Raw genomic sequence first — 25866 nt, forward strand, 5'->3', positions numbered from 1 at the left:
CCCCCGGGATCCGCCCGTGTCAGCGAATTTCCGCCGCCCAGGCGTGGCGCGCCCGGTCGGGGGCCCGGCCAGGGGTGCCCGGTCGGCGGTGCTTGGTCGGCGGTGCGGCGCAGGTGGGGCCCCGGGTGCGAGAGGATGGGCGGGTCGGGCACCGGTCGGTGCCGGGCCTGTCGGACAGCTCCAGGAGACGAACCCAGCCATGCGTACTGTCGCCGTCGTCGGCACCGGACTGATCGGCACCTCCGCCGCGCTCGCCCTCGCCCGCCGCGGCCTGACGGTGCACCTGGAGGACGCCGACCCGGACGCCGCCCGCACCGCCGCCTCGCTCGGCGCCGGTACCACCGACCCGGCCGAGGGCCCGGTGGACCTGGCGATCGTCGCGGTGCCGCCCGCGCTGGTCGGCAAGACGCTGGCCGACTGCCAGCGGCGCGGGCTGGCCCGCTGCTACACCGACGTGGCGAGCGTCAAGGCCGGGCCGCGCGGCGAGGTGACCGCGCTGGGGCTGGACACCGCCCACTACATCGGCGGCCACCCGATGGCCGGCCGCGAGCGCTCCGGCCCGCTGGCCGCCCGGGCCGACCTCTTCGAGGGCCGCCCCTGGGTGCTCACGCCCACCCCCGACACCGACACCGAGACGCTCAACGCCGCGCTCGAACTGGTCGCGCTCTGCGGGGCGATGCCGATCGTGATGGACGCCGCCGCGCACGACCGCGCCGTGGCACTGGTCTCGCACGCGCCGCAGCTGCTCTCGTCGCTGGTCGCGGCCCGGCTGGAGCACGCCGACGAGACGGCGATAAGGCTCTCCGGCCAGGGCGTCCGGGACGTGACCCGGATCGCCGCCTCCAACCCGGCGATGTGGGTGGACATCCTCTCCGCCAACGCGGGGGTCGTGGCCGACATCCTGGAGGAGCTCGCGGCCGACCTGGGCGAGACGGTCTCCGCACTGCGGCGGCTGGAGGAGAGCGACGAGGGCGAGCGGCGGGCGGGGGCGGCCGGGATCGAGGCCGTGATGCGGCGCGGCAACTCCGGCCAGGCCCGGATCCCCGGCAAGCACGGCGCCCCGCCCACCCGGTACGAGACCCTCGCGGTCGTCCTCGGCGACCAGCCGGGCGAGCTCGGCCGCCTGTTCGGCGAGGTCGGCGCGCTGGGGGTCAACATCGAGGACGTGGTGATCGAGCACTCCAGCGGGCAGCAGGTGGGCTTCGTCCAACTTTCGGTCGCGCCGGGCGCGGTGGCGCGGCTGAAGACGGAGCTGCGGGAGCGGGGCTGGAGCGTACGCTCCGTCTGAGAACGGTGCGTCAGTTGCGCTATCAGGGGAGCGGGGAACGGCGCGAGGTCGGACGAGGCCGGCCTGTCGGCTGTCGCAGGGATCCGGTTGCACTACCCGGGGGCGCGAGGAACTGCGCGCGTGCGGCAGGTGACGGCCCGTCGCCTTCCGGTTTCGCGCAGTTCCCCGCGCCCCTGGATAGTGCAACCGCGCCTTGAAAGTGGACTAAACGGAGGTTGGGTCGAATGTCGCAGCAGGTCAGGGGCGTTGTCGCGCGGGGCAAGGGCGAGCCGGTGCGGGTGGAGACCATCGTGGTCCCCGATCCCGGGCCCGGGGAGGCCGTGGTGAAGGTGCAGGCCTGCGGGGTGTGCCACACCGACCTGCACTACCGGGAGGGCGGGATCAACGACGAGTTCCCGTTCCTGCTCGGGCACGAGGCGGCGGGCGTGGTGGAGTCGGTGGGCGAGGGCGTCACCGAGGTCGCGCCGGGGGACTTCGTGATCCTCAACTGGCGGGCGGTCTGCGGGCAGTGCCGGTCCTGTCGGCGCGGGCGGCCGCAGTACTGCTTCGCCACCCACAACGCCAAGCAGCCGATGACGCTGCTGGACGGCACGCCGCTCTCGCCGGCGCTCGGCATCGGGGCCTTCGCCGACAAGACGCTGGTCGCGGCCGGCCAGTGCACCAAGGTCGACCCGGCGGCCTCGCCGGCCGCGGCCGGGCTGCTCGGCTGCGGGGTGATGGCCGGGCTCGGCGCCGCCGTCAACACCGGCGGGGTCGGGCGGGGTGACAGCGTCGCGGTGATCGGCTGCGGCGGGGTCGGCAACGCGGCGGTGCTGGGCTCCCGGCTGGCCGGGGCGGCGAAGATCATCGCGGTGGACATCGACGACCGCAAGCTCGCCACCGCGCAGCGGCTGGGCGCCACCCACACCGTCAACTCGTCCCGGGAGGATGCCGTGGAGGCGATCCGCGCGCTGACCGAGGGCAATGGCGCCGACGTGGTGGTCGAGGCGGTGGGCCGGCCGGAGACGTACAAGCAGGCGTTCTACGCCCGTGACCTGGCGGGTACTGTCGTCCTGGTGGGTGTGCCGACGCCCGAGATGAAGCTGGAGCTGCCGCTGCTCGACGTCTTCGGTCGCGGCGGTGCGCTCAAGTCCTCGTGGTACGGCGACTGCCTGCCCTCGCGGGACTTCCCGATGCTCATCGATCTCTATCTGCAAGGACGGCTCGACTTGGACGCCTTCGTCAGCGAAACCATCGCCCTCGACCAGGTCGAGGAGGCCTTCGCCCGGATGCACGGCGGCGACGTGCTGCGTTCCGTGGTGGTGTTCTGATGCGGCAGCTGCCCCCGGAGCCCGAGATCGAGCAGCTGGTCACGGCCGGCACCTTCTCGCTGGACGGCGGGACGTGGGAGGTGGAGAACAACGTCTGGATCATCGCCAACGAGTACGACGCCGTGGTGATCGACCCGGCGCACGACGCGGAGGCGATCGCTGCCCGAATCGGCGACCGCAACGTGGTGGCGATCATCTGCACCCACGCGCACGACGACCACGTCTCGGCCGCCCCGGCGCTCGCCGCGCTGACCGGCGCGCCGATCCACCTGCACCCCGACGACCTGCCGCTCTGGAAGCAGACCCACCCGGGCGACAGCCCGGACGAGGAGCTGCGGGACGGCCAGCGGATCGTGGTCGGCGGGCTCTACCTGCACATCCGCCACACCCCCGGGCACACCCCGGGCGGCGTGAGCGTCTACGTGCCGGCCCTGGAGGCCGTCTTCACCGGCGACACCCTCTTCCAGGGCGGGCCGGGCGCCACCGACAAGTCCTTCTCGGACTTCCCGACGATCATCCGCTCGATCGAGGAGCGGCTGCTCACCCTCCCGCCGGAGACCGTGGTGCACACCGGGCACGGCCCGACCACGACGATCGGTGCGGAGGCTCCGCAGCTGGGCGAGTGGGTGGCCCGGGGCCACTGAGGTCGCGGGTGCCTGCAGTTGCGGCTGCGGCTGTGGGTGTGGGTGTGGGTGTGGGTGTGGGTGTCTGAGGTTGCGGGTGCCCGGGGTCGCGGGGTGCCTGCTTGCGGCGGCGGGTGGCTTCGTTGCTCGGGCAGCTGCCGGCGGGTGATTGGTGCGGCGGCTCCACCGGCTCCTCCGTGGAGCTTCGGGTGGGGCCGCCGCCCTGCGGTTCCGGGCTCCGTTCCGGCTGCGGCGGGGGAGTGCCGCCGGGTCGTCTAACCTTGGTGTAGTCGCCCCGTGGTCTGCCTTCGGCATGCCCGCCGGCCACCCGCCCACAGAACGCATGCAGAAAGGTTCGCCCCGTGGACACTGCCGACCGAGCCCACGCCCCGGTCGTCGTCGCCATCGACGGACCCTCCGGCTCCGGCAAGTCGACCGTCTCGCGGGCCGTGGCCGCGCGACTCGGTCTGAGCTTCCTGGACACCGGCGCGATGTACCGGGCGATGACCTGGTGGATGCTGGCCAACGAGGTCGACGTCACCGACGCCGAGGCCGTGGCCGTGGCTTGCGGGAAGCCGGTCATCGTCTCCGGCGTGGACGCCGCCGGGCCGACCATCACGGTGGACGGCCAGGACGTCTCCGGGCCGATCCGCGGGCCGGAGGTCACCGCGCAGGTGAGTGCCGTCTCGGCGGTGCCGCAGGTGCGGACGCGGCTGGTCGAGCTGCAGCGCGGCTGCGCGGAGCTCGCCGAGCGCGGGATCGTGGCCGAGGGCCGGGACATGGGCACCGTGGTCTTCCCGACCGCCACCGTCAAGGTCTTCCTGACCGCCTCGCAGAACGCCCGCGCCGAGCGGCGGGCCGCCGAGCTCCGGGCCAAGGGCGTGGACGAGGCGACCATCACCGCGATGGCGGCCGACCTGGCCCGCCGCGACGCCGCCGACTCCTCCCGCGACACCTCGCCGTTGACCCAGGCGGCGGACGCCGTCCTGGTTGACACCAGCGAGCTGACCCTGGAGCAGGTGATCGAGACGATCACCGCCCTGGTCGAGCAGAAGGCCGGCCTGACGGCCGTATGACGGCCGTCAGCCGGGCTGTCTTATGGCCGCCTGACGCAAACTTAGGCTCGTGCGAGTGTTGCCATCGCACGAACTTTGACCCCGTACGAACTTTAGTTCCGCGCGAACTTTAGCCTCGTAGGAACGTTGGCATCGCACTGATTTTGCAGTCATGCGAACTTTGCCATCGTACGAATTTTGACCTGCACCACCCCGCGCTGCCCCTTGTCGGGCAGGTACGCACGGCGCACCCCTGGGAAGGGCTGGGCCGGGAAACGGAACACGCATGAGCAACGAGACCACCGCCGGTACCTACGGCGACCTCGACCCCACCGAGTACGCCGAGTTCATGGCGCTGGCCGCCGAGGAGGGCTTTGACCCCGAGGACCTGGCCGGCCTGGACGCCCCGCAGGGCCCGCTGCCGGTGCTGGCCGTGGTCGGCCGCCCGAACGTCGGCAAGTCGACCCTGGTCAACCGCATCATCGGCCGCCGCGAGGCCGTCGTCGAGGACAAGCCGGGCGTCACCCGCGACCGCGTCCAGTACGAGGCGATGTGGAACGGCCGTCGCTTCAAGCTGCTGGACACCGGCGGCTGGGAGATCGACGTGCTCGGCATCGACGCCATGGTGGCGGCGCAGGCCGAGCTCGGCATCCAGGAAGCCGACGCCGTGCTCTTCGTGGTGGACGCCACCGTCGGCGCCACCGACACCGACGAGGCGCTCATCAAGATCATCCGCCGGGCCGGCAAGCCCGTGGTGCTCTGCGCCAACAAGGTGGACGGCCCGTCCACCGAGGCCGAGGCCGCCTACCTCTGGTCGCTCGGGCTCGGCGAGCCGTACCCCGTCTCGGCCCTGCACGGCCGTGGCTCCGGCGACCTGCTGGACGCCGTGCTGGCCGCGATGCCCGAGGCGCCGCCGCAGACCTTCGGCAACGGCGTCGAGGGCGGCCCGCGCCGCGTCGCGCTGATCGGCCGGCCGAACGTCGGCAAGTCGAGCCTGCTCAACAAGGTGGCCGGCGAGGACCGCGTGGTCGTCAACGAGCTGGCCGGCACCACCCGTGACCCGGTCGACGAGATGATCACGCTCGGCGGCAAGACCTGGAAGTTCGTCGACACCGCCGGCATCCGCCGCCGGGTGCACCTCACCGCCGGCGCCGACTTCTACGCCTCGCTGCGCACCTCCGCCGCCCTGGAGAAGGCCGAGGTCGCCGTCGTCCTGATCGACGCCAGCGAGACCCTGGCCGAGCAGGACACCCGGATCATCAGCATGGCCGTCGAGGCCGGCCGCGCGGTCGTCATCGCGTACAACAAGTGGGACCAGCTGGACGAGGAGCGCCGCTACTACCTGGAGCGCGAGATCGAGCAGGATCTCGTCCAGGTGCAGTGGGCCCCCCGGGTCAACGTCTCCGCGCTGACCGGCCGCCACATGGAGAAGCTCGTCCCGGCGATCGAGACCGCGCTGGCCGGCTGGGAGACCCGCATCACCACCGCCCGCCTGAACGCCTTCCTCGGCGAGCTGGTGGCCTCCCACCCGCACCCCGTCCGCGGTGGCAAGCAGCCGCGCATCCTGTTCGGCACCCAGGCCGGCACCAAGCCGCCGCGCTTCGTGCTGTTCGCCTCCGGCTTCCTCGAGGCGGGCTACCGCCGTTACGTCGAGCGCCGTCTGCGCGAGGAGTTCGGCTTCGTCGGGACGCCGATCTCGATCTCGGTGCGGGTGCGGGAGAAGCGCAGCCGCAAGAAGTGAGCTGAGCCTCTGAGAGGCGTGAGCGCATGAGAGAGGGGCGCGGGGAACTGGGTGGTTTCTAGCGGTCGTTGCAACACGTGGTTGGTTGTCTAGGCCGTGTGGAGTTTATGCAGGCGCTCGGCTGGGGTGTCCCAGTCGAGCGTTTTGCGTGGGCGGCCGTTGAGTTGGGCGGCGACGGCGGCCAGGTGTTCGGGGCTGTGGACGGACAGGTCGGTGCCCTTGGGGAAGTACTGGCGGAGCAGGCCGTTGGTGTTCTCGTTGGAGCCGCGCTGCCAGGGGCTGGCGGGGTCGCAGAAGTAGACCGGGACGTCGGTGGCGATCGTGAAGTCGGCGTGCCGGGCCATCTCGGCGCCCTGGTCCCAGGCCAGGGACCGCCTGAGGTGGGCGGGCAGGGTCTGGACGGTCGCCACGAGGGCGTCGCGGACCTGTTCGGCGCCGCGGCCGGCCGGGAGGTGCAGGAGCATGACGTAGCGGGTGGCGCGCTCGACCAGGGTGCCGATCGCCGAGGCGCCGTCCTTGCCGATGATCAGGTCGCCCTCCCAGTGGCCGGGGACGGCCCGGTCGTCCGCCTCCGCGGGGCGTTCGCTGATCATGACCATGGGGTGGGCGAAGCGGGGGCGGCGGGTGGCGGCCTGCCGGTGCGGGATCCGCCGGGCCCGGCCGGTGCGCAGGGCGGCGGCGACCTCGCGGCGCAACTCGCCCCGGCCCTGGAGGTAGAGGGTCTGGTAGACGGTTTCGACAGCCACGTGCATCTCCGGCCGGTCGGGGAAGGTTTCCCGTAGAGCCTGGCAGATCTGCTCCGGGCTCCACCTCAGGTCCAGGAGGTGCTGGATGAAGTCCCGCAGCTCGGGAGTCTGCCCGATCTTGCGCGGTTTGGGGCGGGGCCGGCGGGCGTTCGCGCGGGCCTGGGCCGCGTGCGGGCGGTAGGCGCCGCTGACCGGGTGGGCGTTGCGGGTGATCTCCCGGCTGACGGTGGACGGGCTGCGGCCGAGTTCCGCGGCGATTGCCCGGACGGTGGCCTTCTCCCGCAGCCGGTCGGCGATGTGGATCCGTTCCGCCTCGGTCAGGAACCGTGACCGCCCTGCCGGCCCGGTCGGCGGCGCCGGCTTCCCGTCGAGGTCGAGGGGAGCCGGCGCCGTGCGCTGGGTGCCGGTCGGCTTGCGCCCGTTACGCCACTTCTGGCCGGTCCTGCGGTCGACGCCGACGATCCGGCATGCCTCGGTGTTGCTCACGCCCTGCTGCACGAGCCGGGAGTATGCCGCCCGCTCCCGCAGCAGCTTCCGCCGACCCTGCGGTCTGCGGTTGCCACGGATCTCGAAGTCCATCGCATCCCCTGAACTGGGGTGTTGCAACGACTCCTAGAACCCAAGCAGTTCCCCGCGCCCCTCTCGCATGTCCGCTCATGTCCGCAGCGGTCAGCGGACCACGTCGTAGACCTGCTTCTGCAGACCGTTGCTGTACACCGCCTGCTCGACCAGCTTGAGGTGCTGGGTGTCCTTGTCCGTGGTGCTGAACAGCCGCTTGCCGGCGCCGAGCAGCAGCGGGAAGACCAGCAGGTGGTACCGGTCGATCAGGCCCGCGTCCGAGAGGCCGTGGTTGAGGGTGGCGCTGCCGTGGACGATGATCGGGCCGCCCTCGGTCCGCTTGAGCGCGGCCACCTCCTCCAGCGAGCGCAGGATGGTGGTCTCGCCCCAGTTGGAGACGAGGTCGCCCTCGGTGAGCGTGGTTGAGACCACGTACTTCGGCAGGGTCTTGTAGTGGCCGAACTCGGCCATGTCCGGCCAGACCTGGCTGAACGCCTGGTAGCTGGTGCGGCCGAGCAGCATGGCGGTGGACTCCTCCTGCTCCCGTCCCTTGAGCTCGAACGCCTCGGGGACGAACTCGATGTCCTTGAAGGTCCAGCCGGCGTTGCGGTAGCCGGCCTCGCCGCCGGGGGCCTCCACGACGCCGTCGAGCGAGACGAACGCGGTGCTGATCAGAGTGCGCATGGTGGGTTCCTCGGGTGGGGGCGGGAGTGGTCAGGAGCTGAGGAGGTCCGCGAGCCAGCGCTGCCACGCGGACTCGGGCGAGGCTTCGGGTGACGCCTCGGCAGCGGCCTCGGCGGGGCCGTACAGGTGGTGGAAGAGCAGAGCGACGCCCGGGCCGTGGTGGAAGGTGTAGAGGCCGTCGGCGGTGCGGACCGCGAACCGCTCCTGGTCGGCCCAGATCACCGTGCCGTCCAGCGGCGGCAGCCCGGCCGGGGTGCCCTGGGCGCGGTCGCCGACGGCCACCGGGGAGGGCAGGGCCAGCGCGCCGGCCAGTGCGGCCCGGGTCTCGCGTGGTGTCCGGTCCGGGGTGGGGGCGACGGCGAAGACCGGGACGGCCGGGCGGCCGGCGAAGTGGGCCAGGTACTCGCGCAGCGTGTGCAGGTGGAAGGGCCAGCCCCGGCGCAGCGCGTCGTACTCGTCCTGCCAGTCGTCGCCCAGCAGTCCGCTGTGGACCACGCGGAGCACGGTGCTGCCGCCCTCGCGCCCCTCGATCAGGTACTCGAAGGCCATGAACCGCCCGTCCGGCCCGGGGCTGGTGCGAGTGGCGAAATGCTTGCCGGGCTCGTAGGCGGTGATCACCGCCTCCTCCCGGTGCCCGCCGGTCTCCATCGCGGCGGTGCCGCCCTCCCGCGGTTCGACCGTGTTGCGGCCCATGAACCAGGCGTCGATGCCCGGGCCGGTGGCGATGGCCTCCCAGACCTGCGCCGGACTGGCCGGAAGCACGATCTCCTGCTCGATCTCGAAGGGGTGCGTCATCGCTGGGGCTCCTCGGCGGAGTGGGCAGGGGCAGGGGCGGAGGGGGCGGCAGAGCCAGGGGAGGCGGCGGCCGGGATCTGGTGCAGGCCGATCACCAGGCGGTGGCTGCGGCCCGCCGGGGCGGCCTCGTCGTGGTAGCGGCCGATCAGGGCGGTGACGGCCTGGGTCAGCTCCTCGGCGAAGGCGGCCCGGTCGGCGGCCGAGGCGAACCGGATCTCGGTGTCGAGACCGAAGGTGGCCACCCGGCGGCCGGCCCGGGCGGCGCCCGTGAGCAGCGCCCCGACCTCCTGCACCAGCCGGGCGCCCAGCGCCAGCAGCCATTGAGCGGAGAGCTGGTCGGGGGAGCGGTCCGGATCCGGGCCGACGGCCGCCAGGGCGGCCGGGGAGATCACGTAGGAGGCGGCGGTGGCGCGGTAGACCCGCTCGGTCACATTGCCCTTGCGGCGCTCCTCGGCGAGTTCGACCAGACCGTGCCGCTCCAGCTCCTTCAGGTGGTAGTTGACCTTCTGCCGGGGCAGGTCGAGCCGCCCGGCCAGCATCGCGGCCGAGCCCGGCTCGGCCAGCGCGGCGAGGATCCGGGACCGGATCGGGTCCAGCGCCGCCTCCGCCGCAGCGGCCTCTTCGATCACGGCAACGTCGAGCACGGTGCACCGTCCTTCCTGGTTCCTGACGCGTTCCAGTCTCGTACCGACAGGAAAAGTTGTCAAGGAAAGGAAAGTGTTCGGAGAGCGGTGGGGCGGCGTCAGCCCTGGGTGGCGGAGCGGCCGGCCGGGAGGGAGAGCATGCCGCCCCGGTGACGGCCGGCGGTCGGGGCCGGGTGGGTGGCCGGGGCGAGGTAGCCGGTGGCGACCCAGCCCTGACCGTTGGCGGGCTGGCCGTTGGCGGGCTGGCCGTGCACCGGCTGGGGCATCGGGGCGGCGGGCTGCGGCGCGGGGCCGGCCTGCTGCTGGGTCGGCATGAACTGCGGGGTGCCGTGAGCGTGGCCCGGATAGGTGTGGAAGGCCTGGTGCTGCGGGTAGCCCGCGGCGGCCGGTTGGTCCCGGGTCAGGTACGGCTCGGGGGCGGGCGCGAAGGCAGCCGGGAAGCCGCCGCCGAAACCGCCGTTGCCGAGGCTGCCGTTGCCGGGGCCGCTGCCGGTGAAGGCGTGGCCGCCGAACGTGCCGCCCTGGGGGGAGTGCGCGCCGCTGAACGCCTCGCGCGGGGCGTACTGCTCCAGCGCGTACGGCGGCTCTTGGGGCTCGCGCGCCTCGCGTGGCTCGCGGTGCGGCTCTCGATGGGCCTCGCGGTGATGGTCGCGGTGGTGCTCGCGGACGGCGAAGCCGGTGAAGCGGAGGTCCTCCTCGCCGGTGCGGTCGCCGGGGAGGGCGCGGAAGAGGCGGCGGTACTCGGAGTACAGGTTGTCGTAGATCGGGGTCGGCGAGGAGGGGTGCTCCGCGTCGTACGACGGGCGCATGCCGGGGATGGCCCGGCTGATGGCGGACGGGCGGTGGGCTGCGGCGACGTCGTAGCTGTACACGTAGGAGCCAACGAGCGAGACGGGCCGGGGATGCGGGCCCGGGGCGGGGCGGCCTATGCCGCTTTCGGAAGCCGCCCCGGGGCGCGGAGCTGCGGTTTCGCGCCCTTCGGTGTGGGCGCGCGCCGGGCTCGCACCGGCTCGGGCACCCGGTCGGGCACCCGGTCGGAGTCGGGTGCGACCGGCTCGGCTCAGGTGCCCGCGAGGGGGAGGGCGGCGGCGACCAGCAGGCCCTGGTGGGCGGCCCGGTCCAGGGCGGCGCGGAGCAGGTCCTCCCGGGGTTGGCGGCCGATGGTGCCGGCCGGCGCCGCGTAGACCATCACCGCGTTGTGCTGCCGGGCGGTGGAGCGCCAGTTGTCGGTCACCTGGAGCGGCTGGTGCGCCTGCCACCAGGCCGCGCTGCCGCCCTTGGCGCCCGGGTGCAGGATCGCGTGCAGCTGGCCCATCGCGAGCAGCACCGACCAGCCGGGCATGGCGGCCGGGTCGGCGTCCACCGAGGGCACGGGCTGGAAGCCGTGGTCGCCCAGCAAGGAGAGGAACTGGTCCTCGCCGGAGAGGTCGCCCGGGCGCCCGACCGGGCCGGTCGGCTCGACCACCAGGGCGGCGTACTGCGCGCCCTCCCGCAGCACCAGGCCGCAGGTGATGCCCAGGATCGCGGGCTGCCCGGCCGCCGGGGCGGCGGCCGGAGCGGTCTCGGCGGCCGGGGCGGCGGCGGGCGCGGGGACCGCCGGGGCGGTGGGGGCCGGGGCGGTCTGGGACTGGCTGATCGAGCGGACGGCACCCTGGAGCTGCTCCTCCGAGACCGGCACCACCTGGGAGGGGATGCAGCGCGCGTGGGCGAAGGCCAGCACTGCGGTCTCGTCGCCCACGAAGAGCACCGTGCTGGTGGCCTCCCGGGTGGAGTCGCCGCTCGTGCGGCAGGAGGTGCAGTCGTAGGTGTCGGGCGCGTGGGCGCCGGCGAGCAGGGCGTCGGCCTCGTCGTCGCCGATCTCGTTGCGGACCTCGTCGCTCACGTCGAGCATGCGCGGCACGGGTACTCCTCGGGTCGTCTGGTTGTGGCAGGGGCACGCCTGGCCGCCACTACCAACGGGCCGCTGTGGCTGGGGTCACGGGTGGGCTCGGCCAAGTCGGGAATTGCCGCAAATCCGACTGCTATCCGTGAGCGACTGATCGCGATCTGTCGACACTGTGCCCGAGCTCACAGGCCCGTGAAAGTGACCCAGGTCATATCTGTATAAGGTTTGATCATGGAAATAGGTCTCAAATCGGACATTTAACCCGGTTTTACTTGATCGATACCGTCGGTAACGGCGTTCTGACCTGGGAGATTCTCAAACTGTTTGGCGCTGGGTTTCTCGGCTCGTAGCTTCGTAACCAGTGCAACGAGCACTACCCGGGTTCACCCCCAGGAGCGCAGCCCACCGGTCCGCCGGTGCGGCGGGCGCCCACCGCCTGCGGCTCTCACGAGCGGCACGGGCGGCGGCGGGTGGCCGGGGCGGCGCGGCACGTCGGACACGTGCACGGCCGCCTTGCGGACGCGGTGAGCGAGATCGGGCCCTTTCGGGTCTGGTTCCGCCTGCCCGCCCGGGGCTGTCGAGAGGAACCTCATGACCTTCCGTAACGAGACCGCCGCTGCCACCTCCACCACCTCCGCCAAGCGCAACCGCGTGCGGATGGCCGTCATGGGCGGCGCCATCGCCGTCCTGCCGGTGGCCGGCCTCGTCACGGCCACTTCGGCCTCCGCCGCCTCCGTCTCCACCTGGGACGCCGTCGCCCAGTGCGAGAGCACCGGCGACTGGAGCATCAACACCGGCAACGGCTTCTACGGCGGCCTGCAGTTCACCTCCAGCACCTGGGCCGCCTACGGTGGCACCCAGTACGCCGCGCAGGCGAACCAGGCCACCAAGGCCCAGCAGATCGCCGTCGCCGAGAAGGTGCTGGCCTCCCAGGGTCCCGGCGCCTGGCCGGTCTGCTCCGTCAAGGCGGGCCTGACCGCGGGTGGCGCTGCCGCCCAGGTCGACACCTCCGGCAGCTCGGACTCCTCCACCAAGGCCGCGCCGAAGAGCGACAACTCGGCCGCCTCGCGTGGCACCGAGCGCCAGACCCTCAGCACCCCGAAGGCCGCCGCCCCCAAGGCCGCCGCCCCGAAGGCCGCCGAGACCCCGGCCCAGAAGCCCGCCAAGAAGGCTCCGGCTGCCCCGGCCGCCCCGGCCCAGAAGAGCAACGGTGGCACCTACACCGTCAAGAGCGGCGACACCCTGAGCTCCATCGCCGCCTCCAAGGGCACGGACTGGAAGTCCCTGTACAACAACAACACCGGCGTCGTCGGTGGCAACCCGGACCTGATCTTCCCGGGCCAGGTCCTCTCCGTCTGAGCGCTCTGACGCTCTGCGGCACCCGCGGCACCGCCGTCGCTCCCACCTCGGGTGGGGGTGGCGGCGGTGCCGCGTTCGCGTTCCCGGATGCCGGGTGGGCGGGCGTGTGCCTTCATGGGGTCATGCGACCGTCACTCATAGTCTCCCTGCCCGCGCTGGCGTTCTTCGCCCTCGCCCCCTCGCCCCCGGTGTCGGCGGCCCCCGACGCGGTCTGGCAGCAGTTGGCGGAGTGCGAGAGCGACGGCGACTGGCACGCCGACACCGGCAACGGCTACTACGGCGGGCTCCAGATCTGGCCGCCGACCTGGCGGGAGGCGGGCGGCCTGCGCTACGCGGACCGGCCGGACCGGGCTCCCCGGCGGCAGCAGATCGCCGTGGCGGAGGAGATCCGGCGGAAGCAGGGGTGGGGGGCGTGGGCCGCCTGCGCGCGGGAGATCGGGGTGCTCAAGCCGTAGCCCGGCGGGCCGGTCGGCAGGCCCGGTCCCGGATCAGTTCGAGTAGAGGTGGTCGCGCTCGATCTCCCTGATCCTCCGGTAGTCGGCGAGGAGTTGGTCCGCGTCCTCGGAGATGAGGATCACGTACCCCGGCTGGGTGTCGACGTCGACCGTCCGGGAGAGCGGGGTGCCGCCGGGGAAGGCGGTCACGGCGTGGGCGTAGGAGGGGAGGGCCCGGATGAGGGCCATCGCCTCCTCGGACGGCGCCACGCCCTGCTCGTACGGGTTGATCAGGTGCACGTAGCGCAGGCGCTGCAGCAACCGGTAGACGGTGGTGGGCAGTTGGCCGAATCCCTCGGGATCGGCCACGGCCAGGGCGATGAGGTCGATCTGGCTCGTGCCCAGGCAGCGGTTGGCGATGTCCGGGGCCTGGCCGCCGCCGGGACGCGCGGCGCACTCGACCAGCACCGGCCCCGCGGCGGTCATCATGACCTCGGTGTGGCCGGCCGAGTTCCGGACCTCCAGGGCGTCGAGCACCCGGTGGGTGTAGGACTCCAGCGTCCGGGCGTCGGGGTGGTCCGGTGGCACCGGCTCGTTGTAGTCGTAGATGATGTTGCCGCCGGGGAGCCGGGTCTTGTGGTAGCGCCAGATCTCGGCGGTGCGGTGCCGGCCGTCCCGGCTGACGGTGTTGAGGAAGTACTCGGCGCCGTCCAGGAACTCCTGTGCCAGCACGGTGGTGTTGGGCAGGCCGTGGTTGTCGGCGCTGCTCATGATCTTCCGGTGGACGGCCCGGATCTGGTCCGCCGAGGAGCACGCCACGACGTTGTCGGTGCCGGAGCTGGCGACCGGCTTCAGCACGACGGGGTAGCCCGCGGTCCGCTCGGCCCACTCGACCACCTCCTCGGCGTCGGCGGAGACGATGGTGGCCGCGTGTTCCACTCCGGCGGCCCGCAGGGCCTGGACCATCTCGTACTTGTCGCGCCGGGCGGTCGGCCGGCTCATCCCGTTGCCGGGGGTGCCCAGTGCGGCGCAGAGCCGGTCCGCCAGCTCGACGCCCGACTCCGCGGCGGCGATCACCCAGTCGACCTCGTGGTCGCGCAGCGCCGAGACGGTGGCCGCGAGGTCGCCGTCGTGCCGGAGCGTGGCCACGAAGCCCTCGAAGAGCGGCAGTCGGGCCTGTACGACGTCGGGGTGCGCCGACCGGAGGTGCACGCATTCGATGCCGAGTCGGTGCAGCACCGGCAGCAGGTGGCGTGCCTGTGAGAAAGCGTCCACGAGCGCCACTCGCCTCGGCTGCACGGAGGAATCGCTTGGCAGCATGGTTCAGCTACTTCCCTCTGGGAGGCGGAGAGTTCGCGCCTGGTCGAGCTTTCGCACTTGGTCGAGCCGGTGAGCGCACTCCACCAAGGAGCGTCGCCCCGCCGACGATAGACCGAGCGGACGGCTTCGGCATCCACGGCAGGCGCAGGTGCGGTGAAGCCCCACGTTGACCCGGTTGACCTGCGGCTAAGCGGCCCGCTGAGCCCGGCCCGGTCCGTACTCGAACCGTGCGCTTTCCGGACTGCGGAGTAAGCCCCCGGTTTACCCCGGCCCGCCCCCGGCCCGTGCCACGCTTGCCAGGGGCTGTCTGACAATTCCCGCCGGGGCCGGCCCTCCCCCAGCCTTCGGCCGGGGGGACCCCCTTGGCACGCACTCTCGCCGCACGGCCGAAACGCCCAAGTAGCTCCGCTACGAGGGCGTCCCGGTCGCACGCCGATAGCACGCACCGAACGACCCGGCCTGATCCGACGCGAATTGTCAGACAGCCCCTGGTGCTCAGCGGTTTGACGCCAATTCTGACAATTTCGACCTGGAGGCACTGTCAGCGTGAAGTCCGTACTCATCCTCTCCAAGTGGAATGCCGGTGGCGTGGCCGGTGCGGTCGAACGGCTGCGAGCGCGAGACCTGCGGCCGGTCCTGGTCACCGAACTTCCCGACAGCCGCCATCGCTCCATCTGCGACGATCACGTCGTCGTGGACTGGGACACCGAGGACCTCGCCGCGCTCGTCGCCCGATTGGATGAGCGCGGCATCGTCCCGACCGCCATCATCAACATGGTCGAGGTGCTGATCCCCTGGCAGACCGGGCTGGCCGTGCACTACGACCTGCCGGGGGCCAGTGCCGCCCGTGACGTGCTGGCCAGCAAGACCTCGGTCCGCGAGCGGATGCGGGCCCTGGGCGTCTCCACGGTGGCCTTCTCCAGTGACCCGGCGCAGGTGGACTTCTACCCGGCGATCGCCAAGCCCGCCCGGGAGTCCTCGGGCTCCTGGCTGGTGCGCCGGGTCAACGGGCCGGAGGAACTCCAGGCCTACCAGCGGCACTTGGCCGAGATCGGCTGCGCCGACACCGAGCTGATCATCGAGGAGTTCCTGGAGGGCACCGAGTTCACGGCGGACGGCCCGGTGGTCGGCGGCCGGTTCCACCCGGTCCTGGCGGTCGAGCGGCCCGAGCACGACGACATCAGGCACCACAACGCGGGGCTCCAGGTCTACCCGCCCCAGTCGGACCACGTGATCAACGGGGTGCAGGCCCTGCGGGCGAAGATCGACGCGCTCTGCGCGGACCTCGGCATCGAGCAGGGCTGGCTGCACATCGAGGCCCGCGCCGACGAGGCCGGCCGGACGGAGCTCATCGAGATCAACCCCCGGCCGGCCGGCGGCATGTACGACGCGGTGATCCGCGAGGTCAGCGGGATCGACCCGGTCGAGGCCTTCGTCGCCATCACCCTCGGGGAGTTCGCCTTCTCACCGGAGGCCGAGCGGCCGGCGCCGGCGCCCGACCGGGCGTTCATCGGCATGTACGACGTGGAGGCCGAGGAGCTCGGCACGGTGCGGACCGGCATCACCGCGGACGAGATGCGGGCCCTGCCCGGCGTCCTCGACGCGGAGGTCACCGACGGCTACGAGATCACCACCCTGGACAAGGAGAACTTCTTCATCCGGTTCGCCTTCACCGCCGAATCCCTGAGCGCGTTGCGGGCCCGGATGACGAGCCTCCTGGCCGAGATCGACGGCTACCGGGTCGGCTGAGCACGAGCTCCCCCCCCGGAGCGGGGCCGGCCTCGGCATGCGAGGCCGGCCCGGACCAAGCCACCGTCACCTCACCGCGGGCGGCCCCGGCACCGGGGAGCACGCCCGCGAGAATTGCGAGCCCATCATGTCGCCCACCCCCGAGAAGAACCCCTTCGTGGCGGTCGCGCGTGACAAGGCCATGCGCGCCCCGCTGCTCTGGAGCGTGCTCGGCCGGCTCCCGCTCTACCTGATGACCGTCTCCATCGTGGTCTTCTCCACCTCCCGGGGCCTCAGCTACTTCCAGGCCGGTCTGCTGCTCTCCGCCTACAGCGTGGGCGCGGCCCTGCTGGCGCCGTTCGTCGCCCGGTTAGTGGATCGGTACGGGCAGCCGCCGGTGCTGCTGATCACCGGGGTGGTCAACCCGCTGGCGCTGCTCGGCTTCGTGCTCGCCGACCCGAAGGCCCTGGCCCTGCAGCTGGCCTGCATGGTGGTGGTCGGCGCGGCGATCCCGCCGATCAGCGGCTGCATCCGCTCGCTCTGGAACGCCTCGGGCAGCATCGAGCGGGCCGGCCTCTCGCTGGAGGCGGTGCTCGGCGAGGCCTTCACCATCGGCGGGCCGCTGCTGTTCAGCCTGGTGCTGATCTGGGGCAGCGCGGGCTCGGCCCTGGTGGTCTGTGCCCTGCTCACCGGCGCGGGGGCGCTCGGCTTCGCGCTGACCCGGGCCTCCCGGGGCCGCAAGGTGACCACCATCACCGGCAAGCGCGACCCGCTGGGCGCCCTCCGCTCCAAGCCGCTGGTCCGGCTGCTGGTGCTGCTGCTCGCCGCCGGTGTCTCCACCGGCGCCTACAGCGTCTCGATGCCGGCCTTCATCGAGGCCCACGGCTCCGCCGACCACGTCGGCCTGGTCTTCGGCATGTGGGGCGTCGGCGGCATCCTGGGCGGGCTCTGGTACGGCAGCCGTACCTTCCGCCGGCCCACCGAGACGGTCTTCGCCTGGGCCCTGCTCGTTCTCGGGGTGGCCTCGGCCCTGGTGCTGGTGGCCTGGGACAACTGGTCGATGAGCGTGGCCCTGGTCGTCCTCGGTGTCATCGAGGCGCCGGTGACCGCGCTCGCCTACGAGCTCATCTCGCGCACCGCCCGCGAGGGCTACATCACCGAGGCGCACACCTGGGCGATCACGATCAACGTGGCCGGCTCGGCGATCGGCTCCCAGCTCGGCGGCCTCGCCCTCGGCGCATACGGCACCTGGGCCCCCTTCCTCGGCGTGGTCGCCGGGATGCTGGTCGCCGCAGCCCTGGCCTTCGGCGCCCGCCGGCTGTTCGCGGAGGCGGCCGAAGCCGACGCCGCTCCGCTCGCTGTGCCCGCCGGGTGAGGGCTGTCTCCTGACTGCGGGCTCAGGGCCGGGGACCGGACCTCAGGGCTGGGGGATCGGGGTGGACGGGCGGGTGCTCGGGGGGACGGGCATGGCGGCCTTGGTACCGAGTTCGGCGGCGAGCAGCAGGCCGGCCTCCGGGTAGCGGGCCCGGAGGTGGGCGGTGGCGGTGGCCGGGTCGGGGGAGCTGCCGATGTCGGTCTCGAAGGCGCGCAGGTAGTCGCGGGTGAAGTCGACGGCGGTGAGGTCGGTGGGGGCGTCCGGGGTGCGGTGACCGGCGATCACCACGGCCGGGTCGAGGGCCGCCATGCCGTCCAACAGGTCGATCCAGGCGGCGCGTTGGGCCGGCTCCGGGGTGTCGGCCGTCCAGACGTGCAGGCCCTGGAAGAGCAGCACCCCGCCGAGCAGCACCCGTTGCCGGTGCTCCCAGAGGTAGTGCCGGTCGGGCAGGTGGAAGTCGGTGCCGCGCAGCTCGAAGCGGTGGCCCTCGAACTCGAACGCGTCGCCGTCCAGCGGCTCCGGCCGCACCAGCCGGGTCGGGAGTTCGGCGCCGAGCCCGGCCCAGGTGGCGAGCTTCTCCTCGTAGGTCTCCTCGATGTGCCGCACCGTGCTCGCCGCCGCCAGCACCCGGGCCGCCGGGAAGACCTCCTTGACGCTCTCCAGCCCGAAGTAGAAGTCCGGGTCGCCGTGGCTGACGAAGACGGTGGTCAGCGGCCGTCCGGCAGCCTTGGCCGCCGCGGCCAGCCGCCGGCCCTCGGAGCGGGTGAACCCGGCGTCGACCAGCAGGGTCTCCTCGGGCCCGACGACCAGCACGGCGGTCTTGTGGAGCGCGGCGGCGGGGGAGTCGACGATCTCGTACGTCAGGGGCTTCACGGGGTCTCCTGGTGGGGCTCCGGGCGGGGTCGGCTCGTTCGTGCGCGGGGGCGGGGTCGGCTGGTTCGTGCGCGGGGGTGGGTCGGCTGGTGCGTGCGCGGGGGGCGGGTCGGCTGGTGCGTGCGCGGTGGTGGGTCGGCTGGTTCATGCGTGGCTGGTCCCAGCCTGGTGCGGCCGGAGGCCGGGTGCACCCGGTGCCCGCCCGGCCCTGAGCCGAACGGGCGGGGGCATGATGGGGGCATGGACGGACTGTTTCCGCCGCCCGGGCTCTTCCCGCTGCCCGGGCGGACGCGGGTGGAGCCGGCGCCCGGGGTGGTGCTGCTGCCGGAATGGTTGGGGGCGGCCGAGCAGCGGGAGCTGGTGGCGGCCTGCCGGGAGTGGGCCAGGCCGCCGGCCGGGATGCGGCAGGTGCGGATGCCGACCGGCGGGCTGATGTCGGTGCGGACGGTCTGCCTGGGCTGGCACTGGTACCCGTACGGCTACGCGCGGACCGTGGTGGACGGGGACGGCGCCCCGGTCAAGCCCTTCCCGGCCGAGCTCGGGGCGCTGGCCCGGCGGGCGGTGGCCGAGGCATACGGGCCGGCGGCGGCAGAGGTGGCCGGGGCGGTCGGGTACGAACCCGACGTGGCGCTGGTCAACCACTACCCGCACGGCGCCAAGATGGGCCTGCACCGCGACAAGGAGGAGCGGACCGACGCGCCGGTGGTCTCGCTCTCGCTCGGCGACGGCTGCGTCTTCCGGCTGGGCAACACCGAGACCCGGACCAAGCCCTGGCAGGACCTGGAGCTGCACAGCGGCGACCTGCTGGTCTTCGGCGGCCCGGCCCGGTTCGCGTACCACGGCGTGGTGCGGACCCTGCCGGGCACGGCAGACCCGGCGCTCGGCCTGGTGGGGCGGCTCAACCTGACCGTCCGGCAGTCGGGCCTGCCGGGGTCCTGAATCCTCCCTCGCCGTGGTGTGGTGTCGTCGCGCGAATCGGGGGTAGCCGAACTCCGTTCCCTGCGAGGAGGGTTGGAGAAATGGGTATCGGAGGCTGTGTCCTGCTGTTCGCCCTCGGGGCGGTGTTCGCCTTCGGCGTCGACTGGCACCTGTCCGGGGTCAATCTGCACGCCGTGGGTTGGATCATGATGTTCGCCGCCCTGTTGGGCCTGGTCACCTACGTGAGCGTCTTCCGGCGCCGGCGCTTCCTGGGCCGTCCGGGTGGCGAGGAGATCGTCGAGGAGCGCCGCTACTACGACGCGCCCTGACGGCCGGAGGTTGTCCCACGAGGGGAGGAGGTGACAGCGTCGGATGGGGCTCGGCGGGAATTCCGGTGCGACGATCAGACTTCTGGTTAAACAAGGCTGAGAGGGGCCGCACCATGGGTACTCCCGTCGACCAGCTCGTCGACCTCCTGGACCTGGAGCAGATCGAGCTCAACATCTTCCGGGGCCGCAGCCCCGAGGAGTCGCTCCAGCGGACCTTCGGCGGCCAGGTCGCCGGCCAGGCGCTGGTCGCGGCCGGGCGTACGGTCGACGAGGAGCGCCCGGTGCACTCGCTGCACTCCTACTTCCTGCGCCCCGGCATCCCCGGGGTGCCGATCGTCTACCAGGTGGACCGGATCCGGGACGGCCGCTCCTTCACCACCCGCCGGGTGCTCGGCATCCAGCAGGGCCGGAGCATCTTCGCCCTCACCGCCGACTTCCACCTGCCCGAGCAGGGCGGCATCGAGCACCAGGACCCGATGCCCGACGTGCCGGCCCCCGAGGACCTGCCGAGCGCGCTGGACGAGGTCGGCTCCAAGCTCGGCGAGCTGCCGCCGTTCATCAGCCGCCGGCAGCCCTTCGACATCCGCTACGTGGACCGGCTCAAGTGGAGCAAGGAGGAGCTGGTCGGGGTCGAGCCGCGCAGCGGCGTCTGGCTGCGGACCAACGGCGCACTGCCGGACGACCCGCTGATCCACGTCTGCGCGCTCACCTACGCGAGCGACATGACCCTGCTGGACTCCGTCCGCGCCCCGGTCGAACCGCTCTGGGGCGAGCGGAACTTCGACATGGCCTCGCTCGACCACGCGATGTGGTTCCACCGCCCGTTCCGCGCCGACGACTGGCTGCTCTACCACCAGGCCTCGCCGATCGCGCACTCCGCGCGCGGCCTGGCCCGGGGCGAGATCTACGACCGCAGCGGGCAGCTGGTCGTGTCGGTGGTCCAGGAGGGTCTGTTCCGTCCGTTGGCGAAGTGACAGGCTGGTGACGTGGTGGGTCGGACACGTCCGACCCACGGCAGTGGCGAACCGAGCTGGGCTGCCCTGGGCCGGGCTGGTCCGAGCTGGGCCGAGTTGAACCGAGCTGGTCCGGGTTGGGCCGAGTTGAACCGAGCTGGGCCGGGTTGGGCCGGACGATTGGGAGTGTGCGGGTGATGAGTGCGGCTGAGGAGTGGCAGCACTGGACGGAGGGCCGGACGGCCCGGGCGAGTGCCCCGCACGGGCCGCTCGCGCTGATCGGCACGTACTGGCTGGAGCCCGAACCGGGCAAGGTTCCCGGCCTGCCCGGCGAGTGGTGGGCGGCAGACGGGCGGGTGCGGGTGCGGGCCTCGGCGGCGGACGGGCTGCGGGTGCGCGGCGCCGAGGGCGGGCCGGTGGACGGCGAGCGGGCGCTGCGCCCCGACACCGACGGCGCGCCGGAGCTGGCCGAGTACGGCGAGGTGCTGCTGGTCCCGATCGACCGTGAGGGCGAGCTGGCGCTTCGCGTCTTCGACCCGGCCGCGCCGGGCCGGGCGGCCTTCGCGGGCATCACCGTCTACCCGTACGCGCCGGAGTGGGCCGTGCCGGCCGTCTTCACCCCGTTCGAGCGGGCGCAGGAGCTGCTGGTCCCCAACGCCGACGGGCGCGAGCGCCCGCTGGTCCTGGCCGGCCGGCTCGCCTTCTCGATCGCGGGCGAGCCGCACACCCTGGCCGTCAGCAGCTCCGGGGCCGGCCTGAGCGGCGTGATCGCCGACGCCACCAGCGGCCGGGAGACCTACCGCTTCCGCTTCGTCGGCGTGCCCGAGCCCGACGCCGAGGGCCGCACGGTGCTCGACTTCAACCGGGCCTACCTGCCGCCCTGCGCCTTCGCCGACCACTTCGTCTGCCCCTTCCCGCCGCCGGGCAACCGGCTGGGCATCGCGGTGGAGGCGGGGGAGAAGCAGGTGCTGTCGCGGTAGCCCGGTGTGGCTCGGGTGTGGCCCGGATCCGGCTCGGGTGTGGCCTGGATCCGGCTCGGGTGCGGCTTGGGCGTTGCTCGGGTGCGGCTTGGGCGTTGCTCGGGTGTGGCTTGGGCGTTGCTCGGGCGCGGCCTTGGCGGTGATGACCTGGCGAAGTAGCGGCGGGAGGGCCGACCCGGTGTGAGGGGGGCGAGGTGGCTCGTCGAGCATGGACTCTCGTGTCGACCAACGAGGTGTCCAGTGAGGTGTCCGGTGCGTCCGATCAGGTGGAGGGTGCGGCTCCCACCGACCCGGGTGGGGGGTGGCGGCGGGCGGTCCGCGGGGCGTTCGCGGACCTGAGCCCGCTGCGGGAGATACCCGACTACCGGCGGGTCTGGTTCGGGTCCACCGTCTCCTCGATCGGCCAGCAGATGACCGCCGTGGCGGTCTCGGTGCAGGTGTACGCCCTCACCGGGTCCAGCTTCGCGACCGGCCTGGTGGGCCTCTTCTCGCTCTTCCCGCTGATCGCCTTCGGGCTGTACGGCGGCGCGGTCGCCGACCGGGTCGACCGGCGACTGCTCGGGCTGATCGGTTCGGCCGGCCTGGCCGTGGTCTCGGCCGTGCTGGCCGTCCAGGCCCTGACCGGCTTCGACTCGGTGGCCCTGCTGTACGCGGCGGTGGCCGTCCAGGCCGCCTTCTTCGCGATGAGCTCGCCCGCCCGGTCCTCGATGATCCCCCGGCTGGTGCCGAGCCGTCAGCTGCCCGCCGCCAACGCCCTCAACACCGTCAGCATGAACCTCGGCATGACGGTGGGCCCGATGCTCGGCGGTGCCCTCATCGCCGCGTACGGCGCGCAGAGCGCCTACCTGGTGGACATGGTCGCGTTCGGGGCGACCATCTACGCGATGTGGCGGCTGCCGGCCATGAAGCCCGGTTCTGCTGGTGGTGGGGCCGGGGCCGGTGCCGGGGCCGGGAAGCCGCGGGCTTCCGTCCTGGACGGGCTGCGCTTCCTGCGGGAGCAGCCGAACCTGCGGACCAGCTTCCTTGCCGACCTCGCCGCGATGATCTTCGGGCTGCCCCGGGCGCTCTTCCCGGCCATCGCGGTCGGCTTCTACGGCGGCGGGCCGGGCACGGTCGGGTTGCTGGTCGCCGCGCCGGCCGTCGGGGCGCTGGTGGGGGCGCTGTTCTCGGGGTGGGTGTCGCGGGTGCGGCGGCACGGCCTGGCCATCCTCGGATCGGTGATCGGCTGGGGCCTCTCGATCGCCGCCTTCGGGCTGGTCCGCGAGCTCTGGCTGGGGCTGCTCATGCTGGCGGCGGCCGGCTGCGCCGACACCATCAGCATGATCTTCCGGAACACGATGATGCAGGTGGCCGCCCCGGACGAGATGCGCGGCCGCCTCCAGGGCATCTTCATCGTCGTCGTCGCGGGCGGCCCGCGCCTCGGCGACTTCGAGTCCGGCACCGTCGCCGCCCTCACCTCCCCGGCCGTCTCCGTGGTCACCGGCGGCCTGGCCTGCGTCGCCGCCATCCTCCTCCTCGCCGCCCGCCGCCCCGCCTTCCTCCGCTACGACGCGCGCCACCCCACACCCTGACCTGCCCCTTCCCCACCCCCACGCCGAAACCTGGCAGCGAGCACCCCTCCGCGTGCTGTATTGTTTTCCACGTCGCCGAGAGATCGGGGACAAGGTCGAGAAGCCGAAGCAACCGAAGCCCCCCAGGCTGAGAGTCGCCAAGGCCCTTCGAGACTACGGGACGTGGCGCAGCTTGGTAGCGCACTTGACTGGGGGTCAAGGGGTCGCAGGTTCAAATCCTGTCGTCCCGACAGTGATGTCGGAGTTCAAAGGCGGTCTACTCGTAGAGAGTAGGCCGCCTTTTTCGTGGTCCGCGGACAGCACGATGCGGGCATTGCTGGTGTGGCGGACAGCGCTGCGGCTACTGGTGCCGCCTTGGGGTTCCTGGATCGCCGAGCCCCGAGCCGGCTCGGCGATCCAGGAACCTCAGTTCAGTGGCCGGGCCCGCCGCCGGTCGGACCGGCGGCGGCCGGGGTGGCCGGGGTGGCCGGGCTTCCCGAGGTGTTCGGGTCGGGACTGGGGGAGGCGGAGGGGTTCTGCTGGGGGGCGGCCGGCAGGCTGATGTGGGGGAACGAGGTGGCGGGGACGTCGTCCAGGGCGCCGCTCATCGCGGCGCGCCAGAACGGGCCGGCGACCTGGGCACCGAATGCCTGGGTGATGCGGGAGCCGCCGAGCCGCTGGCCCTGCAGTGCCTCCTGGGTGCCCATGTCGCTGACCACGGTGGCGCCCACCAGGTCGGGGGTGTAGCCGACGAACCAGACCTGCCTGCCCTCGTTGGTGGTACCGGTCTTGCCCGCGTTGTCGCGGTCGTCCAGACCGATGCCCAGTGCGGTGCCGCCGTCCTGCACCACGCCCTTGAGCATCGCGGTGATGGTGTCCGCGGTGGTCGGCGACATCACGGTCGAGCAACTGCTCGGCGGCACCGCCAGGTTCTTGCCGTCGGGGCCGGTCACCGAGGTGATCGCCGTCGGCGCGCAGTAGGTGCCGTGGGAGGCGAAGGCGGCGTAGGCCGCGGCCATGCCCAGCGGGGTCAGCGAGTTGACGCCGAGCACCATCGCCGGGACGACGTCCAGCGGCTTGCCGCCGGCCTGCTGGGTGATGCCCAGCTTGTTGGCCATCCGGGAGGTGTCGCAGAGACCGACCTCGCCCTCGAGGGTGGCGAAGTAGGTGTTGATCGAGGCGGCCAGCGCGCCGGGCATCGCGAAGTTGCCGGCCTCGCTCTGCGCGTCGTTGTGCACCTGGTCCTTGGAGGCGTTCCGCCTGCCCTGACAGTCCGTCATCGCGGGCCACTTGATGCTGTAAGGAGTGTTGTAGGTCGTGTCGGGGCCGAGGCCGGACTCGAGTGCCGCGGCGGCCACGATCGCCTTGAAGGTGGAGCCGGTCGGGAAGCCCTCGCCACCGCCCATCGCCTTGCCGACGTTCAGGTTGAGGGTGGTCTGGGAGTTGGCGTCCAGCCCGTACGGGCGGCTCTGCCCCATCGCCAGGATCTTGCCGGTGCCGGGCTGCACCATGCTCATCACCGCGACCGGCTTGTCGGTCGGCTTGGCCTTGGTGGTGAGCGCCTTGTTGAGCGCGGTCTGCGCCTTGGGGTCCAGGGTGGTGCGGATCTGCAGCCCGCCGCGGTTCCACAGCGTCTGGCGGTCGGCGGCGGTCGCCCCGAAGACCGGCTGGCTCAGCACGAGCTTCTTCACGTAGTCGCAGAAGAAGCCCTCGCCGTTCCCGGCGGTGATGCAACCCTGCTGCGGGCGGCTGACGTTCAACTGGACGTCGGTCTTGATCGCCGCGTCCGCGTCGGCCCGGCTGATGCTGCCGTACTGGGCCATCTTGTTGAGCACGGTGTCGCGCCGCTCCTTGGCGGCGGCCTTGTGCAGGATCGGGTCGTAGCTGGTCGGCGACTGCTCGATGCCGGCCAGCAGCGCGGCCTGCGGCAGGTCCAACTGGCTCGCGTGGACGCTGAAGTACCGCTCGGAGGCCGCCTCGATCCCGTACGCCTGCTCACCGAAGAAGGTGATGTTCAGGTAGTTGGTGAGGATCTGGTCCTTGGTGAGGGTCTTCTCCACCTCGATCGCGTACCGCATCTCCTGCAGCTTGCGGCCCACCGTCTGGCGCTGCGCCGCCTGGACCTTGGCCTGGTCGTCGCCGGCCTCGTCCACGAAGACGTTCTTCACGTACTGCTGGGTCAGCGTCGAGGCGCCCTGGGTGCCGCCGCCGCCCGCGTTGTTGCCGAGCGCGCGGGCGATGCCCTTGGGGTCGATCGCGCCGTGCTGGTAGAACCGGTTGTCCTCCACGGCCACCAGGGCCTTGCGGACCAGCGGCGAGATCTGGTCGGCCGGCACCACGGTGCGGTCACGGGCGTAGGCCGTGGCTATCAGGTTTCCGGCCGCGTCGTAGATGGCCGATGCCTGGGACAGCGGCGGGGCCTTGAAGTCGTCGGGCAGGTTCTCGAAGCCGTCGGCTGCGGACTTGGCGGCCAGGCCGACTCCTCCGACGTACGGCATCGCCATGCCGGCCAGTAGCAGGCCGGCGGTTCCACTCACCAACAGGAAGCGCAGGCTCAGCGCGCCGAGCGCGAGCGGGCCACGGACTCGGGTCGAATTCTTTGACTCCACGTCAGGAGACTACGGTCCGATCATGTGAGAATCACCCCTGGGCCGCCCCTCATTCGTCACAACATCGACACAGCCTGGCTCCGGTGGCCCCTTCGAAGCGGCTTGTTGA

23 protein-coding genes and 1 tRNA gene are annotated in these 25866 nt (G+C 72.4%); 15 read left to right on the plus strand and 9 right to left on the minus strand.

Going from position 1 to position 25866, the window contains the following annotated elements; all coding sequences use genetic code 11:
• The first annotated feature begins 199 nt into the window (after positions 1-199).
• The 5 genes from CFP65_RS28690 (at position 200) to der (ending at position 6017) form a co-directional block, all read left to right on the plus strand.
• Positions 200-1288, plus strand: a complete 1089-nt coding sequence (locus CFP65_RS28690; RefSeq protein ID WP_104818898.1) for a prephenate dehydrogenase — start codon at positions 200-202, stop codon at positions 1286-1288.
• 224 nt (positions 1289-1512) lie between these two features.
• On the plus strand, positions 1513-2598 hold the full coding sequence (locus CFP65_RS28695) for an S-(hydroxymethyl)mycothiol dehydrogenase (RefSeq protein WP_104818899.1): 1086 nt from the start codon (positions 1513-1515) through the stop codon (positions 2596-2598).
• Positions 2598-3242: an MBL fold metallo-hydrolase gene (locus CFP65_RS28700; protein ID WP_104818900.1), complete on the plus strand. Its 645-nt coding sequence runs from the start codon at positions 2598-2600 to the stop codon at positions 3240-3242. The genes CFP65_RS28695 and CFP65_RS28700 overlap by 1 nt, the downstream gene beginning before the upstream one ends.
• 341 nt (positions 3243-3583) lie before the next feature.
• The gene (gene cmk / locus CFP65_RS28705) at positions 3584-4297 is read left to right on the plus strand and encodes a (d)CMP kinase (RefSeq protein ID WP_104818901.1); all 714 of its coding nucleotides are present in this window, start codon (positions 3584-3586) and stop codon (positions 4295-4297) included.
• Between the two features lie 265 nt (positions 4298-4562).
• Complete coding sequence (gene der / locus CFP65_RS28710) at positions 4563-6017, plus strand: ribosome biogenesis GTPase Der (RefSeq protein ID WP_104818902.1); 1455 nt, start codon at positions 4563-4565, stop codon at positions 6015-6017.
• Positions 6018-6106: 89 nt separating this feature from the next.
• Here the strand turns inward: der and CFP65_RS28715 are convergent, their stop codons facing one another.
• The 6 genes from CFP65_RS28715 to CFP65_RS28740 all read right to left on the minus strand — a co-directional run bounded on the left by CFP65_RS28715 (position 6107) and on the right by CFP65_RS28740 (position 11344).
• A complete protein-coding gene (locus CFP65_RS28715; RefSeq protein ID WP_371682514.1) occupies positions 6107-7249 on the minus strand; it encodes an IS30 family transposase in 1143 nt (380 codons plus the stop codon).
• A gap of 183 nt (positions 7250-7432) precedes the next feature.
• Complete coding sequence (locus tag CFP65_RS28720; RefSeq protein WP_104818903.1) at positions 7433-8005, minus strand: dihydrofolate reductase family protein; 573 nt, start codon at positions 8003-8005, stop codon at positions 7433-7435.
• A gap of 30 nt (positions 8006-8035) precedes the next feature.
• A complete protein-coding gene (locus CFP65_RS28725; protein WP_104818904.1) occupies positions 8036-8800 on the minus strand; it encodes an SRPBCC domain-containing protein in 765 nt (254 codons plus the stop codon).
• Positions 8797-9444, minus strand: coding sequence for a helix-turn-helix domain-containing protein (locus tag CFP65_RS28730; protein WP_104818905.1), 648 nt, complete (start codon positions 9442-9444; stop codon positions 8797-8799). The genes CFP65_RS28725 and CFP65_RS28730 overlap by 4 nt, the downstream gene beginning before the upstream one ends.
• 98 nt (positions 9445-9542) lie before the next feature.
• A complete protein-coding gene (locus CFP65_RS28735) occupies positions 9543-10316 on the minus strand; it encodes a hypothetical protein (protein ID WP_104818906.1) in 774 nt (257 codons plus the stop codon).
• Positions 10317-10504: 188 nt separating this feature from the next.
• Positions 10505-11344, minus strand: coding sequence for a hypothetical protein (locus CFP65_RS28740; protein ID WP_104818907.1), 840 nt, complete (start codon positions 11342-11344; stop codon positions 10505-10507).
• A 576-nt stretch (positions 11345-11920) separates the two neighbouring features.
• On the opposite strand from CFP65_RS28740, the gene CFP65_RS28745 reads away from it, so the two are divergent.
• On the plus strand, positions 11921-12688 hold the full coding sequence (locus CFP65_RS28745) for a transglycosylase family protein (protein ID WP_104818908.1): 768 nt from the start codon (positions 11921-11923) through the stop codon (positions 12686-12688).
• A gap of 122 nt (positions 12689-12810) precedes the next feature.
• Entirely contained in the window at positions 12811-13143 is a 333-nt protein-coding gene (locus CFP65_RS28750; RefSeq protein WP_104818909.1) for a transglycosylase family protein, read from the plus strand.
• Between the two features lie 33 nt (positions 13144-13176).
• On the opposite strand, the gene CFP65_RS28755 is transcribed toward CFP65_RS28750, so the two are convergent.
• Positions 13177-14442 (minus strand): ATP-grasp domain-containing protein, encoded by a 1266-nt coding sequence (locus tag CFP65_RS28755; protein WP_217368193.1) that lies wholly within the window; start codon positions 14440-14442, stop codon positions 13177-13179.
• Positions 14443-14988: 546 nt separating this feature from the next.
• Between CFP65_RS28755 and CFP65_RS28760 the strand changes: the two genes are divergently transcribed.
• On the plus strand, positions 14989-16191 hold the full coding sequence (locus CFP65_RS28760) for an acetyl-CoA carboxylase biotin carboxylase subunit family protein (protein WP_104818911.1): 1203 nt from the start codon (positions 14989-14991) through the stop codon (positions 16189-16191).
• 127 nt (positions 16192-16318) lie between these two features.
• Positions 16319-17545, plus strand: a complete 1227-nt coding sequence (locus CFP65_RS28765) for an MFS transporter (RefSeq protein WP_217368194.1) — start codon at positions 16319-16321, stop codon at positions 17543-17545.
• Positions 17546-17587: 42 nt separating this feature from the next.
• Here CFP65_RS28765 and CFP65_RS28770 read toward each other — a convergent pair whose 3' ends face one another.
• Positions 17588-18418 (minus strand): MBL fold metallo-hydrolase, encoded by an 831-nt coding sequence (locus tag CFP65_RS28770; protein WP_104818913.1) that lies wholly within the window; start codon positions 18416-18418, stop codon positions 17588-17590.
• 240 nt (positions 18419-18658) lie between these two features.
• Here CFP65_RS28770 and CFP65_RS28775 point away from each other — a divergent pair, with 240 nt between their 5' ends.
• The 6 genes from CFP65_RS28775 (at position 18659) to CFP65_RS28800 (ending at position 23399) form a co-directional block, all read left to right on the plus strand.
• On the plus strand, positions 18659-19357 hold the full coding sequence (locus tag CFP65_RS28775) for an alpha-ketoglutarate-dependent dioxygenase AlkB (RefSeq protein ID WP_104818914.1): 699 nt from the start codon (positions 18659-18661) through the stop codon (positions 19355-19357).
• A gap of 80 nt (positions 19358-19437) precedes the next feature.
• Entirely contained in the window at positions 19438-19665 is a 228-nt protein-coding gene (locus tag CFP65_RS28780; protein WP_104818915.1) for a DUF6458 family protein, read from the plus strand.
• Between the two features lie 113 nt (positions 19666-19778).
• A complete protein-coding gene (locus tag CFP65_RS28785) occupies positions 19779-20639 on the plus strand; it encodes an acyl-CoA thioesterase II (RefSeq protein WP_104818916.1) in 861 nt (286 codons plus the stop codon).
• Between the two features lie 176 nt (positions 20640-20815).
• Positions 20816-21598, plus strand: a complete 783-nt coding sequence (locus tag CFP65_RS28790) for a DUF1684 domain-containing protein (protein ID WP_104818917.1) — start codon at positions 20816-20818, stop codon at positions 21596-21598.
• A gap of 266 nt (positions 21599-21864) precedes the next feature.
• Positions 21865-23169: an MFS transporter gene (locus tag CFP65_RS28795; protein WP_371682551.1), complete on the plus strand. Its 1305-nt coding sequence runs from the start codon at positions 21865-21867 to the stop codon at positions 23167-23169.
• Positions 23170-23325: 156 nt separating this feature from the next.
• Positions 23326-23399: transfer RNA gene (locus CFP65_RS28800), tRNA-Pro, on the plus strand.
• Between the two features lie 180 nt (positions 23400-23579).
• Here CFP65_RS28800 and CFP65_RS28805 read toward each other — a convergent pair.
• Complete coding sequence (locus CFP65_RS28805; RefSeq protein WP_158702399.1) at positions 23580-25757, minus strand: transglycosylase domain-containing protein; 2178 nt, start codon at positions 25755-25757, stop codon at positions 23580-23582.
• Positions 25758-25866: the final 109 nt, after the last annotated feature.

Origin of the sequence: Kitasatospora sp. MMS16-BH015 (assembly GCF_002943525.1) — a bacterium.
GTDB lineage: Bacteria > Actinomycetota > Actinomycetes > Streptomycetales > Streptomycetaceae > Kitasatospora.

What these genes read in the sequence shown, in the direction of transcription:
- CFP65_RS28690 (WP_104818898.1), top strand. Translation starts at nt 200, where the DNA reads ATGCGTACTGTCGCCGTCGTCGGCACCGGACTGATCGGCACCTCCGCC.
- CFP65_RS28695 (WP_104818899.1), top strand. Translation starts at nt 1,513, where the DNA reads ATGTCGCAGCAGGTCAGGGGCGTTGTCGCGCGGGGCAAGGGCGAGCCG.
- CFP65_RS28700 (WP_104818900.1), top strand. Translation starts at nt 2,598, where the DNA reads ATGCGGCAGCTGCCCCCGGAGCCCGAGATCGAGCAGCTGGTCACGGCC.
- der (WP_104818902.1), top strand. Translation starts at nt 4,563, where the DNA reads ATGAGCAACGAGACCACCGCCGGTACCTACGGCGACCTCGACCCCACC.
- CFP65_RS28720 (WP_104818903.1), bottom strand. Translation starts at nt 8,005, where the DNA reads ATGCGCACTCTGATCAGCACCGCGTTCGTCTCGCTCGACGGCGTCGTG.
- CFP65_RS28725 (WP_104818904.1), bottom strand. Translation starts at nt 8,800, where the DNA reads ATGACGCACCCCTTCGAGATCGAGCAGGAGATCGTGCTTCCGGCCAGT.
- CFP65_RS28745 (WP_104818908.1), top strand. Translation starts at nt 11,921, where the DNA reads ATGACCTTCCGTAACGAGACCGCCGCTGCCACCTCCACCACCTCCGCC.
- CFP65_RS28750 (WP_104818909.1), top strand. Translation starts at nt 12,811, where the DNA reads ATGCGACCGTCACTCATAGTCTCCCTGCCCGCGCTGGCGTTCTTCGCC.
- CFP65_RS28755 (WP_217368193.1), bottom strand. Translation starts at nt 14,442, where the DNA reads ATGCTGCCAAGCGATTCCTCCGTGCAGCCGAGGCGAGTGGCGCTCGTG.
- CFP65_RS28765 (WP_217368194.1), top strand. Translation starts at nt 16,319, where the DNA reads ATGTCGCCCACCCCCGAGAAGAACCCCTTCGTGGCGGTCGCGCGTGAC.
- CFP65_RS28775 (WP_104818914.1), top strand. Translation starts at nt 18,659, where the DNA reads ATGGACGGACTGTTTCCGCCGCCCGGGCTCTTCCCGCTGCCCGGGCGG.
- CFP65_RS28780 (WP_104818915.1), top strand. Translation starts at nt 19,438, where the DNA reads ATGGGTATCGGAGGCTGTGTCCTGCTGTTCGCCCTCGGGGCGGTGTTC.
- CFP65_RS28785 (WP_104818916.1), top strand. Translation starts at nt 19,779, where the DNA reads ATGGGTACTCCCGTCGACCAGCTCGTCGACCTCCTGGACCTGGAGCAG.
- CFP65_RS28790 (WP_104818917.1), top strand. Translation starts at nt 20,816, where the DNA reads ATGAGTGCGGCTGAGGAGTGGCAGCACTGGACGGAGGGCCGGACGGCC.